Here is a 14200-nt window from a genome sequence, read left to right as displayed (position 1 = left end):
TGGTAGTGTGGGGTTTCCCCATGTGAGAGTAGGTCATCGTCAAGATTCATTTCGCAAAACCCCTATCTGCGCGAGCAGGTAGGGGTTTTGTCTTTCCGGCGTCATTACCTCCGTAATCAAAGATGTTTTGTCCGTCTGCTACCTCTTCAAATGCACTAAACGGTGCGACAATTAATCCTGTTCGTTAACGTGACTTTTCCCTGCCTGGTCTGCGTCAAGGCTTAGGTTCGGGGCATCCTCGCGCCCGGACAGAGCGATGCCAGCGTACCGTGCTGCGCATTTCTGGACCTCCACCGTCCTATACAACTGAGGTTACAAGCAAGATGGCCAAGGCCGCCGATGTCGTTGTGCAATGCCTGGAAAACGAAGGTGTCGAGTATGTGTTCGGCATTCCTGGTGAGGAAAACCTCGACCTGCTGGAATCCCTGCGCAAGTCGAAGATCAAGCTGGTACTGACCCGCCACGAGCAGTCCGCAGGTTTCATGGCCGCCACCTATGGCCGTCTCACCGGCAAGACCGGCGTCAGCCTGTCGACCCTCGGCCCTGGCGCAACCAACCTGGTAACCGCCAGTGCATACGCCTACCTGGGCGGCATGCCGATGATGATGATTACCGGCCAGAAGCCGATCAAGAAGTCCAAACAGGGCCGCTTCCAGATCATCGACGTGTGCGGCATGATGGACCCCATCACCAAGTACACCCACCAGTTCGCCTCGGCCGACAATATCCCGTCGCGCATGCGTGAAGCCTTCCGTCTGGCTGAAGAAGAAAAGCCGGGCGCAGTGCACCTGGAACTGCCGGAAGACATCGCCGCCGAGCAGACCGACGCCATGCCGATTCCACCGAGCCTGCACCGTCGTCCGCTGGCCGAGCATGTGGCTATCGAAGCCGCCATCGAAAAACTGCGCAACGCCCGCAGCCCGATCCTGGTGATCGGTGCCGGCGCCAACCGCAAGATGACCGCCAAGGTCCTCAAGCAGTTGATCGACCAGACCGGTATCCCGTTCGTCACCACCCAGCTCGGCAAGGGCGTGGTCGATGAACGCAGCCCGCGTTTCCTGGGCAACGCTGCGCTGTCGTCCGGTGACTTCGTCCACCGTGCCGTCGAAGCCGCCGACCTGATCGTCAACATCGGCCACGACGTGATCGAGAAGCCGCCATTCTTCATGGTCCGTGGTGGCACCGAAGTCATTCACATCAACTTCCGCTCCGCCGAAGTCGATGCCGTGTACTTCCCGCAGATCGAAGTGATCGGCGACATCGCCAACGCCGTCTGGCAGATCGCTGAAGGCCTGGGCGACACCTCGCACTGGGACTTCACTCGCCTGATGGCCATCCGTGAAGCCAACGAAGCGCAGATCGCCGAAGGCAAGGACGACGACCGCTTCCCGGTCTACCCGCAGCGTCTGGTCGCCGACGTGCGCCGTGCCCTGCCGTCCGAAGGCATCGTGGCCCTGGACAACGGCATCTACAAGATCTGGTTCGCCCGCAACTACAAGGCCCACAAGCCCAACACCGTGCTGCTGGACAACGCTCTGGCGACCATGGGCGCCGGCTTGCCATCGGCCATGGCGGCGCACCTGGTGTACCCGGATCGTCCAGTGATCTCGGTGTGCGGTGACGGCGGCTTCATGATGAACAGCCAGGAGCTGGAAACTGCGGTACGTCTGGGCATGCACATTACTGTCGTGATCCTGCGTGACGACGGCTACGGCATGATCCGCTGGAAGCAGGCCAACATGGGCTTCACCGATTTCGGCCTGGACTACGGCAACCCGGACTTCGTCAAGTACGCCGAAGCCTATGGTGCCAATGGCCACCGTGTGGAAAGCGCAGAAGGCTTGCTGCCGCTGCTCGAGCACTGCATCAAGACCCCAGGCGTGCACGTGATCGACTGCCCGGTCGACTACAGCGAGAACGACCGCATCCTCAACAGCGAGCTGCGTGAGCGCGCGCTGGCGGTGTAATAGCTGAAGGCCAAATCGCCGGCAAGCCGGCTTCCACCGGCACTCCACTGTATTCAGAACCAGTGGCGTACCTGTGGGAGCCGGCTTGCCGGCGATTGCTTTTGCGCCTGCGATCCAGATAGAAAACTGCATTAGATAATCACCGCCCTGCAGCGCTATCGACTGATCATTCTCATGCTCCATTTCCCGCGAGCACGAGATCATGACCATAGGATCGACGCACAACCATCCGGCCGATTTGGCCATTCAGCCCCAAACCCCCATCCAGCCTTGGGCTGCTCGCTTTCCCAATCCGCCCGACCTCTGTTTCGATTACCGTCGGCTGGTTGAGCAGGAGGGCGGTATTGCGCGTGCTACACGGCCGCAACATCGCATCTGCATTGTCGGCGCCGGCATCACGGGATTGACTGCCGCCCATGAGCTATTGCGCTGCGGCTTTACCCAGATCACGCTGATAGAGCAAGCGCAACGTGTGGGCGGTCGCCATCTGACTGTGGTGAACAATCGAGCCAATCACAAGCAGCCCTCGACACCTTTCGAAATGGGTGCCATGCGCATGCCATTCTTCAATAGAAGCGGTGAGGCTCCCAAAGCTGGGCGGTCGCTCATGGCTCATTACTCCGACTTGTATGACCTGCGCATCTCCGACTTCCCTAACCCCGGTTCACAGTGGGTCAATGCCACGGGAATCTATTTACGTGAGGGGCGGCTCGACGGTGAGGGTGAACCGAAACTTCTGATATGGCGTAATCCAGAAGGAGATACACCACCACCGAGCGAGGTACTGCAGGCGGTTCATGGCAAATGGCGGCGCTTCGCCGAGCAATTTGCTGAACGAGTGGCTGCGGTGTACGGGACGCCTGCTTGGCAGGCGATGTGGTCTGCCATTGTCGAGCGCTATCAGCGGTTGTCTTTCCGCGATCTGGTTCATCTGCCTGTTCTGGAGTCTTGGAACCCACAGGTACCTGGTGACTTTGGCGGGCTCGGCATGAGCCACGAGGAATCGGCCATCTTCTATGCAAATCGGCATAGGGGATGGCAGCTGGGGGGCCTTCTACGATGTGTGCTGCCTCTACCCGCTACGTACCGCCATCTTCGGATTCAGTAGTCATCTGCAGCTGGTACACGGTCGGGTCGATCAACATGGCGTTCCGTTGGCCGCGCCCTACTTGGGCGCCAGCGGTGTACGTGACAGCAAGGGATTGGAATTCCAGGCACCTGCCTACATTGGCTTGGCTGCCTTGGATGAATGCCTGCTGTTCATGGATATCGAAGCATCGGGCTCATCCTTGTACAACCATCTGTTGACCCGGGAGGACGGGCTGCTCACCGACAGTTCGGTCTGCGGTCTGTACAAACAGGCTGATGGGCGCATCCGCGTGGAGTACCGCTGGAAACACAGCCACCCCCTACAAGCTCAGTTGCACAGCGAGTATTTCGACAGCGTCATCCTCACCACGCCCTCCTGGCTTATCGAAACCAGTATCCGTGTGGAAGGCTTTGATCGTGAGGTTTTGCCGCAGTCAGTCATTGATGCCTGGAAGCACGCTCATTGGGAGACCAGCTGCAAGGTCTACGCACCATTGCACAAAAGCTTCCTTGACCGTAATCCTCAGCTGCCGCAGATACTGGTGACTGACAGCTTCGTGCACGATGTCTATGCCTACCGCTATAACGACAGTTACCCCGAAGACTGCATTCTGCTCAGCTACACTTGGGAAGATGATGCAACGAAGCTGGCGTTGTTTTCCGACAGTGAGCTGGCTGAGAAATGCATTGGCGAGCTTGACCGCATATTGTTGCGTTGCAGCAATATCAAAGAGGCCATCTCCCCCTATGTCGATACTCGAAACATCCACGTACAACGCTGGATGACAGACCGAAATGCACTGGGTTGTGCGAAGTTGTATCGAGCAGGCACCTACAATGACGCCATCAGCCTGATGAAATACAACCGTGACTTCAGTGGTGCTTCGGGGCTCTACCTGGCCGGCGAGTCTTTCTCTGTCGACGCTGGCTGGACAGAGCCTTGCTTTCGCACGGCCATCGATGTGGTCATCAATCTTTGCCAGCACACCTCTGCTCATTTCCGCGGTGACTTCGACCTTGCGCACTACCCGCATTACCAAATGCGATAAAAGCTGATGTTTGAAATAGATCTGTAGGCCACCTCATACCATTTGTTTCGCATATTCCTACAAGCCTGTGGGAGTCTCCTGACTGTTGCTCCCCAGGCCTGTCCCGTTCTACTGGCGCCCTTCCACAACAACCATAACCAAGGAAGCCGCCATGCCTGAACATTGCAAACCGGTAAGCCCCGTGCGTATCGCCGTCATTCAGTACGACCCGCAAGTGGGCCTGGAGCACGCCGATGGCAACTTGAACAAGGGATTGGCGATGGCCCGGCGTGCCGTCAGCGAGGGGGCCAATCTGATCGTGCTGCCCGAACTGGCCAACACCGGTTACACCTTCGATTCGCGGGTCGAGGCTTATGCGCACGCCGAGCCCTTGGAGGGCGGGCCGAGTGTACAGGCCTGGGCCGCTTTTGCTCGCGAGCACCAGCTGTACCTGGCAGCGGGCTTCGCCGAGCGGGATGGGTTGAGGCTCTATGACAGTGCCGTGCTGTTCGGCCCTGAAGGCCGGCTCGGGCATTACCGCAAGGCGCACCTGTGGAATCGGGAGAAGCTCTGGTTCACCCCAGGCGACCTGGGATTTCCGGTTTTCGAAACGCCGATCGGCCGGGTAGGCCTGCTGATCTGTTGGGATATCTGGTTTCCGGAAGTGCCACGGTTGATGGCCAGCCAGGGGGCCGACATCATTTGCAGCCTGAACAACTGGGTGTGGACACCGCCTCCGCTGTTCGATCAGGCGGGGCGCTGCATGGCGTCCTACCTGACCATGACCGCCGCCCACGTCAACACCCTCTACATCGCTGCGGCGAACCGCATCGGCAGTGAACGGGGCGGGCGCTTCCTCGGCTGTTCACTGATCGCAGGCCCCCATGGCTGGCCGATTGGCGAGGTCGCCAGTGCCGACGACGAATGCATCGTCTACGCCGATGTCGACTTGAGCGCGGCACGCCCGGCGCCGATCTGGAACAGCCTCAACGACTTGCAGCGTGATCGACGCACCGACCTCTACGATGCTGCGCTGGGGTATCGCCTGCATCCAGCAATGCCACGTTGAGGAAGGCGCATGGAACAGTCTCTTTTTGTTGCGCGGCAGCGCTTCACCTTGTTGTTGATGACTGGCCTCGTGGCACTGCTGGCAGTCAGCCTGGCGTTCGGCCAATGGCCGGATTATGCGCAGCTGATGGCGACACTGGATCAGCCATTGAGTCGGCTACGCTGGATCATCGGCGATATCAGCGAAGTCGCTTTCTACAAGCATGAGCTGCCGGCCCTGGGCATGCTATTGGGGGCTTGCCTGGCCCACTGGGCCCATGTGCAGGGGTATCGCTGGCAGGGTTTTTCCATCTGCTATGGCAGTGGCCTGTGGCTCTGGCTGTTCGCCAGCTCGCTGCTCGGGCTGCTGCTCAGCCATGTGCTGTGGGGCTGGATGCTGGCCAGCGGTACCTGGCAACCCACCTTCGTGGCGTTCGTCTCGCTGCCTGCGGCCATGGTGCTGTTGTTCGGTGGCGGTTGGCGCGTCAGCCTGACCGGCGCACTGTTGGGCGCGCTGCTGGTCACGCCTGCAAGCCTGCTGCTGGTCAACTACCTGTGTTATCCGCTGCAACTGCCGGTGGTGATCGGCAATGTGAGCGGCATGGCCCTGGCCAGCGTGGTGGCGTTTGTGCTGTGTCAGCGTGTTCCGGCGTTGGTGCGTGGCGGCCTGCGTCCACGCTTGGCCAAGCCCGCCTCTGGCAAACCGGACTACGGCCTGGTGTGGATCTTGCGCCGTGTTCTTGCCGATTTCAGCGAAGCGCCTTTCTTCGGCAATGAACTGGCCAGCCTTGGGTTGCTGCTGGGGGTAATGCTCGCCTATGCGTTGTCGCCTTCGGCTCCCGCCTATGGTTCGCAGTTGCTGGTGCCACTGATCGCGGGCCAGGCACTGGCTTCGCTGCTTGGTGTACTGCTGTGGTTGCGTCAATGGCGGGAGAGGGGGTGGTATCCCACTTACATTCCTATCGTGTCGATCGTGCCAGCCTCGGTGCTAACGTTGGGCGGCAGTTGGCAGGTGGTGGTCAGCAGCGCTGCCTTGGGGGCACTATTCGCGCCGCCACTGGCAGTAGCCATCAGTCAACGCCTACCGGACTACATGCACGGTTACATCGGCAACGTTGTGTCGATGGCTGTCTGCACGATGAGTATTGTGCCGATACTGGGGCTGGTCATCGGAGGTGCCGGATGAAGGAGAACGTCTGCTTGCCTCGACTTTCGATCGGCTGCCTGGGGGGAACAGTCAGCATGCAAAGGCAGTTGCCGGGCCACGGGGTGACGCCGAGGCTGGGGTGCAACGAGCTGCTGGCCGATCTGCCGCATCTAGGCTCACTCGCACAACTCAGAGCTTCGACACTTTGCCTGTTACCCAGCGCGTCGCTTACCTTCCCGATCATGCTCGAGGTGCTGGCTTGGGCGCGTGGCGAGGTGGCGCAGGGGGCGCACGCCGTAGTCCTGACGCAGGGCACTGACACACTCGAGGAGTCAGCCTATTTTCTTCACTTGCTCTGGCCTTTCGAGACGCCGCTAGTAATGACCGGTGCGATGCGTGATGCCGATCAGCCAGGCAATGATGGGCCGGGGAACCTGTTGGCGGCAGTGCAGGTGGCTCTCGCGGATGAAAGCCGTGGGCGTGGCGTACAGGTCGTGCTCAACGACCAGATTCACGCCGCCACACGGGTACGCAAGACTGCCAGTCTGGCAATGGCTGCCTTCGAATCGCCCGGCGCAGGCCCTGAGGGCGTCGTGGTGGAGGGGAAGGCGATCTATCGTCGGCCGGCAGTGGCACGCAAGGTGTTGCAGCAGCCTCAACGTAGGGAGCATCGCGTCGCCTTGCTCGAGGCGTGCTTGGACGCCGACAGCACACTGCTGCAGGCCATACCGGCATTGGGCTACGAGGGATTGGTCGTTGCGGGTTTCGGTGCAGGTCATGTGTCCATTGCCTGGGCTCAAGCGCTGGCGCGGATTGCCCAGGACATGCCCGTTATCATGGCTACCCGGACCGGCAGTGGACCGACTGCGAGGGCTTCTTACGGTTTTGAGGGTGGAGAAATCGATCTACAGAGCAAGGGCGTGCATATGGCCGGCGATCTGTGTCCGAGAAAGTGCCGCATGTTGCTCTGGTTGCTGATCGGTCTAGATAACCAGTCGGCGCTGCCCGGCTGGTTGCCACACTAGGGAAAATGCCCGCCGAAGAGAGACGGCGGGCAACCTTTGAGAAGTCCTGTGCTAGGGTGCACACAAATTTGCTTTCCAGGACGATTACCCATGCTCCCCGCGCTCAGCGAAAAAGAACTCGACCGCCTCGAAGACCTGCTGATTACCTACGGCAACGACTATTCAGTGCTCAACCTGGTCGAACTCAACGGCTTCTTCACTGCCTTGGCCAGTTCCCCGACCCAAGTCATTCCCGAGCAATGGCTGCCAGCAGTGGCGGGCGGCAAGGTGCCGAAGTTCAAGAAACCCGCCCACGAAGAAGCCTACACGGCGCTGATGCTGCGCTACGCCCATCAAGTGGCGGAGCAGTTGGCGGACGACCTCGAAGGCTTCGAGCCTGTGTTCGAAGAAAGCGAAGCCGAGGAAGGTACCGCGATCATCATGGAGGAGTGGTGCTTCGGCTATATGCGCGGCACTCAGGTCGCCGGCTGGGGCGAGCTGCCAGCCGAACAGGATGCGCTGCTCAAGGCCATCTCGCTGCATGGCCTGGAAGACAACTTCGAAGTGCTCGATGCCATGAGCTTCAGCGAGCTGCAGGCCTGTGTGCCGCACGTGGTCGCGGCGGCCAAGGGCTTGTATCGCTATCAGCGACAGCAGCGCCATTGAGCTGAACCGTCAGTGCCGTAGCCCGTTACCCCTGATTATTTCGCCTGGCGAAATTATGGTTTCCCCACGGCACTGATTCTGTTGTCCGCCGATTCAGCGCAGCATGAGCTCCAGCCGCACCACACCGGTGCCGACCCTGGAGCCTTCACCGTGATCAAACTCTACAACTTCCCCAAGTCCGGCCACGCCCACCGCATCGAGCTGATGCTCTCCCTGCTGAACCTGCCTGCCGAACGGGTCTTCGTCGACCTGGCCAAGGGCGCCCACAAGCAGCCGGAATTCCTCGCACTCAACCCGTTCGGCCAAGTGCCGGTGATCGATGACAACGGCACCGTCATCGCCGATTCCAACGCCATCCTGGTCTACCTGGCCAGCACCTACGACAAGCAAGGCCGCTGGCTGCCCCACGACCCGGTCGGCGCCGCCCGTGTGCAACGCTGGCTGTCGGTCGCCGCCGGGCCGGTCGCCTTTGGCCCTGCCGCCGCTCGCCTGGTCACGGTGTTCGGTGCCTCGTTCAACACGGACGAAGTGATTGGCCGGGCCCACACCCTGCTCAAAGTCATGGATGCCGAACTGGCCAAGACACCGTTCCTGGTGGGCAACGAAGCGACCATCGCTGATGTCGCCAACTACTCGTACATCGCCCACGCCCCCGAGGGCAATGTGTCGCTGGAGCCGTACCCGCATGTGCGTGCCTGGCTGGCTCGGGTCGAAGCCCTGCCTGGTTTCGTCGCCATGCCGCGCACCGTCGTGGGTTTGCAAACCACCGTTTGATCCGCGGATAACGCGAGGAATGCCGCCATGTCGCAACGCCCTGACCAACACGGCTCACCTTGGCACGCCGGTGAGAAACGCCTGCAGGAGCAGGTGGGAGTAGCGCAGCGCATGGAGGCGTTCGGGCAGAAGGTCATTCGTGACTACATGCCCGACCAGCACCGCACGTTCTACCATCAACTGCCATTCCTCGTCGTGGGCGCTGTGGATGCCGACGGCAAGCCATGGGCGACGCTGCTGGAGGGCTCGGAAGGGTTCATCAGCTCACCCGACCCACGGCAATTGCTGATCGATACCCAACCCGCCAGCGACGACCCGGCAACCCCGGGCTTGGCGGCAGGCGAGGCCATCGGCCTGCTCGGCATCGAGCTGCACACTCGCCGGCGCAACCGCATGAACGGGCTGATTCACCGCGCCTCCAGCGGCCAGCTGGCGGTTGCGGTGGAGCAGTCGTTCGGCAACTGCCCGCAGTACATCCAATTGCGCGACTACCGCCGTGTCGATGAGCCCACGCAGGGCAGGTTTGATTCAACCGTACTGGATGCACAGGCGGTGGCAATGATCGAGAACGCTGACACCTTCTTCGTCGCAAGCTACATCGAACATCCCGATGGCCATCGCGCCGTGGACGTCTCCCATCGCGGCGGGCGTGCAGGGTTCGTCAAAGTCGAAGGCAACCGCCTGACCGTCCCCGACTACGCCGGCAACCTGCACTTCAACACCTTGGGCAACCTGCTGGAAAACCCGCAAGCGGGACTCTTGTTCGTCGACTTCAGCAACGGCAACGTGCTGCAACTGACCGGGCGCACCGAGGTCATGCTCGACGGCCCGTCGATCAAGGCCTTCGAAGGCGCCGAGCGGCTGTGGACACTGACAGTCGAGCAAGTGGTGCTGCGCCGCGCTGCCATTTCCTTACGCTGGGCTTTTCAGGAATATGCACCGACCAGCTTGATGACGGGTACCTGGGCCGAAGCCGAGCAACGCCTGCAGCAGCAAGAGCGGCAACGCCAGTGGCTGACGTGGCGAGTGCAACGGGTAGAGCAGGAAAGCCGCGATATCCGTTCGTTCTATCTGGCTGCCGATGGCCCGGTAGACTTCGCCCCGGGGCAACATGTTCCCGTGCGTATTCCCCTGGCTGGCGATGCCCCGCTGATTCGCACCTACAGCTTGTCCAGCGCACCGTCCGATGGCCACCTGCGCATCAGCGTCAAGGCCCAGGGCCCGGCATCGCGTTACTTGCATGAGCAGGTCGCTGTCGGTGACCCGTTGCAAGTGCGCCTGCCCATGGGCAGCTTCACACTGGAAGGCGACAGTGACCGGCCCCTGGTACTGATTGGCGCAGGTGTAGGTATTACCCCGCTGATGGCCATGCTGCGTGAACAGCTTGCCATGCAGAGGGGGCGGCGGATTCACCTGTTCCAAGGCGCCCGCAGCCTCGTCGAACTGCCGTTCCAGCGAGAACTGGCCGAGTTGCGACAGCAAGCCGGTGCCCTGTTGAGCGTGCACCGCGCATTGAGCCAGCCGGAAGACGAAGCACTGGCTGGTCGTGACTACGAGCATGCCGGTCGCCTCGGGATTGAGCAGGTCAAGGCAGCGCTGCCGCTGGGCGATTACGACTTCTACCTGTGTGGCCCGCCCAGCTTCACCCAAGACCTGTACGAAGGCTTGCGCGCGGTACATGTGCCGGATATCCGCATCCATGCCGAAGCCTTCGGCCCTTCGACGCTCAGGCGCCATGGCGACAACAACCAACCGGTATTGCAACAGCCACCGGCGGCCACGGAACCTGTGCCGGTGTACTTCGCCAGCTCGGCCAAGGAGGCCCGTTGGGCGCCGTCCGGCGGCACCTTGCTGGAACTGGCCGAGGCGCGTGGGCTATCGCCGGAATTCAGTTGCCGAGGTGGGTCATGTGGCACCTGCAAGACCAAGCTGGTGAGCGGGCAAGTGCATTACCCCAACCCGCCAGCCGAGCTGCCGGAGAACGGTACGGTGCTGATTTGCTGTGCCGTGCCTGCCAAGCTGGAGGAGGGCACGCAGGCGTTGGTGCTGGAGCTTTGATGTGGTCTGTGCGGCCCTATCGCCGGCTTGCCGGCGATAGGGCCAGTCCAGTCAGCACAACATTTCCAGATAACCGATAATCCCACCACCCCCGATGCCCAGGAGCCGGCATGGATCAGATCCACCTGATGAAGGTGTTCGTCGCCGTCGGCGAGCTGGAAAGCTTCGCCGCCGCCGCCCGCCGCCTGGACATCTCGCCCGCCGCAGTCACCCGCGCCGTCAGCGCCCTCGAAGACCAGCTCGGGGTCAAGCTGCTGCTGCGCACCACCCGCAGCGTGCGGGTGACCGAGGCCGGCAGCCGCTACCTGGAAGACTCGCGGCACATCCTCGCCAGCATCAACGAGGCCAATGAAGCCGCCGCCGGCATCAACGCCACGCCCAAGGGCGAGCTGGCGGTGACCGCCCCGATCCTGTTCGGCAAGAAGTTCGTCATGCCCTGCATCGTGCGCTACCTGCAGCAGTACCCCGAGGTGGACGTGTCGGCCTACTTCCTCGACCGTATCGTCAACATGGTGGAGGAGGGCATGGACGTGGCCGTGCGCATCGGCCCGCTGCCTGATTCCGGCCTCAAGGCCCTGCGCGTGGGCAGGGTACGGCGCATGCTTTGCGCCTCACCCGATTACCTGGCGCGGTATGGCATACCGCAGCACCCGTCGGACTTGCCGGAGCATGCAGTGATCGCCACCACCAACCTGTCGCCACGGGCTGGCTGGCGCTTCGGCGTGACCGACGAACCCACCCTGGTACGCATGAAACCGCGGCTTACCGTGACCAGCAATGACGGTGCGATCGCAGCGGCGGTGGGCGGGTTGGGGATTGCCCGGCTGTTGTCCTATCAAGTGGTCGACGAGATCGCCAGCGGGCAGCTGCAGGTGATCCTCGCCGAATACGAAGAGGCGCCGTGGCCTATTCATGTGCTGCATCGTGAGAGCAAGTACGGCTCTGCCAAGGTGCGATCGTTTGTCGATCTGTTGGTCGCCACCCTTCGGGCTCAAGGATTGGATTGATGTCGTACTACAACTGATCTGGCTGATCCTAGGATTTTCGGTCGGTTGTTCTGGCTTTTTGAGAAAAATAATTTTGTTGTACGACGACCTATGACCTGTCACTCTTTCGTCTGAAATAATTTGTCTCAATTCGCCCTGCCGGCGGCGAGGCAATCACCCGCACCTCTAAAAATAATATTCAGGTGAACCATGAAGATGAAAGGCATCCGTTGGTGGATGGTCAGCCTTGTCACAGCTGGCCTCGTCGTCAACTACCTCGCCCGCAACACCCTCTCGGTGGCTGCCCCCACCTTGATGACCGACCTGTCCATCAGTACCGAGCAATACGCCAAGATCGTCGCGGCCTGGCAGGTGTGCTACGCCCTCATGCAGCCGATCGCCGGCTGGTTCATCGACTTCATCGGCACCAAGCTGGGTTTTGCCGTCTTCGCCATGGCCTGGTCGGTGGCTTGCGCGGGTGCGGCTCTGGCTACCGGCTGGCAGAGCATGGCGTTCATGCGCGGCCTGCTGGGCATGACCGAGGCGGCCGGCTTGCCGGCTGGGGTCAAGGCCACCACCGAGTGGTTTCCGGCCAAGGAGCGCTCGGTGGCCATTGGCTGGTTCAACATTGGCTCTTCGCTGGGTGCCTTGCTGGCGCCGCCGCTGGTGGTCTGGGCAATCCTGCACAGCGGCTGGCAACTGGCCTTTGTGATTGTCGGGGGTTCCGGCATCGTCTGGACGCTGCTTTGGATACTGTTCTACAAGCACCCGCGTGACCAGAAGCACCTGAGTGCCGAGGAGCGCGACTACATCCTTGCAGGCCAGGAAGCGCACTTCAAGGAAGAGAAACGCGAGAAAGGTGCCTGGAAGCGTATCTTCAAGACCCGCAACTTCTACGCCATCGCTTCGGCACGCATCCTGTCGGAGCCTGCCTGGCAGACCTTCAACGCCTGGATCCCGCTGTACCTGATGACCGAGCGGCACATGAACATCAAGGAAGTGGCGATGTTCGCCTGGCTGCCGTTTCTCGCGGCCGACATCGGTTGCGTGCTCGGCGGTTACTTGAGCCCGCTGTTCCACCGTTACTTCAAGGTGTCGTTGTTCACCTCGCGCAAGATGGTGCTGGTGTTCGGCGCCAGCTGCATGATCGGCCCGGCCTGCATCGGCCTGGTGGAGAGCCCATATACCGCGATCCTGTTGCTGTGCATCGGCGGCTTTGCGCACCAGACACTGTCGGGCGCGTTGTACTCGATCACCTCGGATTCGTTCAGCAAGGATCAGGTGGCGACGGCTACCGGCATGGGTGGCATGTGCGGGTACCTGGGCGCGGCGGTGTTTACCCTGGTGTTCGGGATCCTGGTGACGCAGATCGGCTACAGCCCGCTGTTCGTCGTGCTGGCGGCGTTCGATATCGTTGCGGCAGTGCTGGTGTGGAAGGTGGCGCGAGAGGTGCGCGGGGCGCCGCAGGAGCGCCAGGCCGAGACCTCCGGTGGAGTGCTGGTTTAACGCATGGGACGGTGGGGCCGCGCAGCGGCCCCTATCGGCAAGCCCTTACAGCGCATGATACGCCATGCTGAAACCCAGGCTCATCTCCTGACCCTGCTGCAGCAAACGCAAGCCCGGTCGCCCAGGCAGATGGTGTGCATTGATCGGGTGGCTGACGGGTTCAAAACAGAAGAACGGCTTGTCCTGCGGGCAGAACAACAGGAAATGTTCAGTGCCGCTGGCGCTGCATTTGAGTTGATAACCCGCGCTGGGCTGCTCGATCACACAGTCCCCAGGCCACCCGCCGAACGCATGGTCGACCACGTGCGCCGGCAAAGGGCCTGGAGCCTCGAAGCACCAGTCTTGGGGAACGTCTACCGAGTACGATGGCAACTGTCCCTCTTCGGCCAGCCACACATGCCGCGCCGCCGCTCGCAGCAGCGTGTCGGGATAACGCGGGAAATAAGGATGAAAGCCCAGCCCGTACCAGGTAGCGGCTTCATCCATGTGCATCACATGCAGGTCCAGTTGCAGGCACCCTTCGTGCAAGTGCACATCCAGTACTGCCCGATAGGCAAATGGCGCCGCACTGTCCAGCGTCAGCCGGGCACGTCGCTCACTGTGGTGGTCCACCTCCCATGCCTGCTGCCAGGCAGTGCCATGAATAGGGTAGGGGTCGTGTGCAGTGTTCGGCGCCAAGGGCAGCCACCCTTCGGGCCGGGCGAAACCTCCCTCGGCAATGCGGTTGGACCAGGGCGCCAAGGGGTAGCATCCCAGCTGCCGCGGTGTACCGCTGGCCAGGGCGGCCTGATCGGCATGGCGCAGCAGCGGTTGACCGGTCGCTTTCACCACCCAGTTGACCAAGCTGGCGCCCAGTTCAGGGGCGATGCTCAGGTGGGTCAGGTGGTCTTGCAGGTGCAGTTCGGTGACAGCCATCAACGGCTCCTCG

General features: G+C 61.5%; 10 protein-coding genes and 1 pseudogene. 10 read left to right on the top strand and 1 reads right to left on the bottom strand.

Features of this window, described 5'->3' with window-relative positions; genetic code table 11:
- Nucleotides 1-323: 323 nt before the first annotated feature.
- The 10 genes and pseudogenes from ACIPZG_RS25230 (at nucleotide 324) to ACIPZG_RS25185 (ending at nucleotide 13272) form a co-directional block, all read left to right on the top strand.
- A complete protein-coding gene (locus ACIPZG_RS25230) occupies nucleotides 324-1967 on the top strand; it encodes an acetolactate synthase large subunit (RefSeq protein ID WP_400641521.1) in 1644 nt (547 codons plus the stop codon).
- 202 nt (nucleotides 1968-2169) lie between these two features.
- Nucleotides 2170-4105: pseudogene (locus ACIPZG_RS25225) on the top strand (flavin monoamine oxidase family protein).
- 151 nt (nucleotides 4106-4256) lie between these two features.
- Nucleotides 4257-5153, top strand: a complete 897-nt coding sequence (locus ACIPZG_RS25220) for a nitrilase family protein (RefSeq protein WP_400717966.1) — start codon at nucleotides 4257-4259, stop codon at nucleotides 5151-5153.
- A gap of 9 nt (nucleotides 5154-5162) precedes the next feature.
- A complete protein-coding gene (locus ACIPZG_RS25215) occupies nucleotides 5163-6317 on the top strand; it encodes a hypothetical protein (RefSeq protein WP_400717963.1) in 1155 nt (384 codons plus the stop codon).
- The gene (locus ACIPZG_RS25210; RefSeq protein WP_400717961.1) at nucleotides 6314-7303 is read left to right on the top strand and encodes an asparaginase; all 990 of its coding nucleotides are present in this window, start codon (nucleotides 6314-6316) and stop codon (nucleotides 7301-7303) included. Before ACIPZG_RS25215 ends, ACIPZG_RS25210 begins: the two co-directional genes overlap by 4 nt.
- A gap of 90 nt (nucleotides 7304-7393) precedes the next feature.
- Nucleotides 7394-7948 carry a UPF0149 family protein gene (locus ACIPZG_RS25205; protein ID WP_400717959.1) on the top strand — a complete coding sequence of 185 codons (555 nt, stop codon included), beginning with the start codon at nucleotides 7394-7396 and terminating at the stop codon, nucleotides 7946-7948.
- Nucleotides 7949-8098: 150 nt separating this feature from the next.
- Nucleotides 8099-8722, top strand: coding sequence for a glutathione S-transferase family protein (locus ACIPZG_RS25200; protein WP_400717956.1), 624 nt, complete (start codon nucleotides 8099-8101; stop codon nucleotides 8720-8722).
- Nucleotides 8723-8749: 27 nt separating this feature from the next.
- Nucleotides 8750-10780: a pyridoxamine 5'-phosphate oxidase family protein gene (locus ACIPZG_RS25195; RefSeq protein WP_400717954.1), complete on the top strand. Its 2031-nt coding sequence runs from the start codon at nucleotides 8750-8752 to the stop codon at nucleotides 10778-10780.
- A gap of 110 nt (nucleotides 10781-10890) precedes the next feature.
- The gene (locus ACIPZG_RS25190) at nucleotides 10891-11787 is read left to right on the top strand and encodes a LysR family transcriptional regulator (RefSeq protein ID WP_400717952.1); all 897 of its coding nucleotides are present in this window, start codon (nucleotides 10891-10893) and stop codon (nucleotides 11785-11787) included.
- A gap of 189 nt (nucleotides 11788-11976) precedes the next feature.
- Nucleotides 11977-13272: an MFS transporter gene (locus tag ACIPZG_RS25185; protein ID WP_400717950.1), complete on the top strand. Its 1296-nt coding sequence runs from the start codon at nucleotides 11977-11979 to the stop codon at nucleotides 13270-13272.
- Nucleotides 13273-13317: 45 nt separating this feature from the next.
- Here ACIPZG_RS25185 and ACIPZG_RS25180 read toward each other — a convergent pair whose 3' ends face one another.
- A complete protein-coding gene (locus ACIPZG_RS25180) occupies nucleotides 13318-14187 on the bottom strand; it encodes an aldose 1-epimerase (protein ID WP_400717948.1) in 870 nt (289 codons plus the stop codon).
- Nucleotides 14188-14200 lie beyond the last annotated feature (13 nt).

The organism is Pseudomonas sp. NPDC089395, from assembly GCF_044749525.1.
Classification (GTDB): Bacteria; Pseudomonadota; Gammaproteobacteria; order Pseudomonadales; family Pseudomonadaceae; genus Aquipseudomonas.
Note: the sequence above shows the minus strand (reverse complement) of the source record. Positions and strands in the feature narration are given on the sequence as shown.

Coding starts and splice junctions, on each gene's coding strand:
- ACIPZG_RS25230 (WP_400641521.1), top strand. CDS start 324: ATGGCCAAGGCCGCCGATGTCGTTGTGCAATGCCTGGAAAACGAAGGT.
- ACIPZG_RS25220 (WP_400717966.1), top strand. CDS start 4,257: ATGCCTGAACATTGCAAACCGGTAAGCCCCGTGCGTATCGCCGTCATT.
- ACIPZG_RS25215 (WP_400717963.1), top strand. CDS start 5,163: ATGGAACAGTCTCTTTTTGTTGCGCGGCAGCGCTTCACCTTGTTGTTG.
- ACIPZG_RS25210 (WP_400717961.1), top strand. CDS start 6,314: ATGAAGGAGAACGTCTGCTTGCCTCGACTTTCGATCGGCTGCCTGGGG.
- ACIPZG_RS25205 (WP_400717959.1), top strand. CDS start 7,394: ATGCTCCCCGCGCTCAGCGAAAAAGAACTCGACCGCCTCGAAGACCTG.
- ACIPZG_RS25195 (WP_400717954.1), top strand. CDS start 8,750: ATGTCGCAACGCCCTGACCAACACGGCTCACCTTGGCACGCCGGTGAG.
- ACIPZG_RS25190 (WP_400717952.1), top strand. CDS start 10,891: ATGGATCAGATCCACCTGATGAAGGTGTTCGTCGCCGTCGGCGAGCTG.
- ACIPZG_RS25185 (WP_400717950.1), top strand. CDS start 11,977: ATGAAGATGAAAGGCATCCGTTGGTGGATGGTCAGCCTTGTCACAGCT.
- ACIPZG_RS25180 (WP_400717948.1), bottom strand. CDS start 14,187: ATGGCTGTCACCGAACTGCACCTGCAAGACCACCTGACCCACCTGAGC.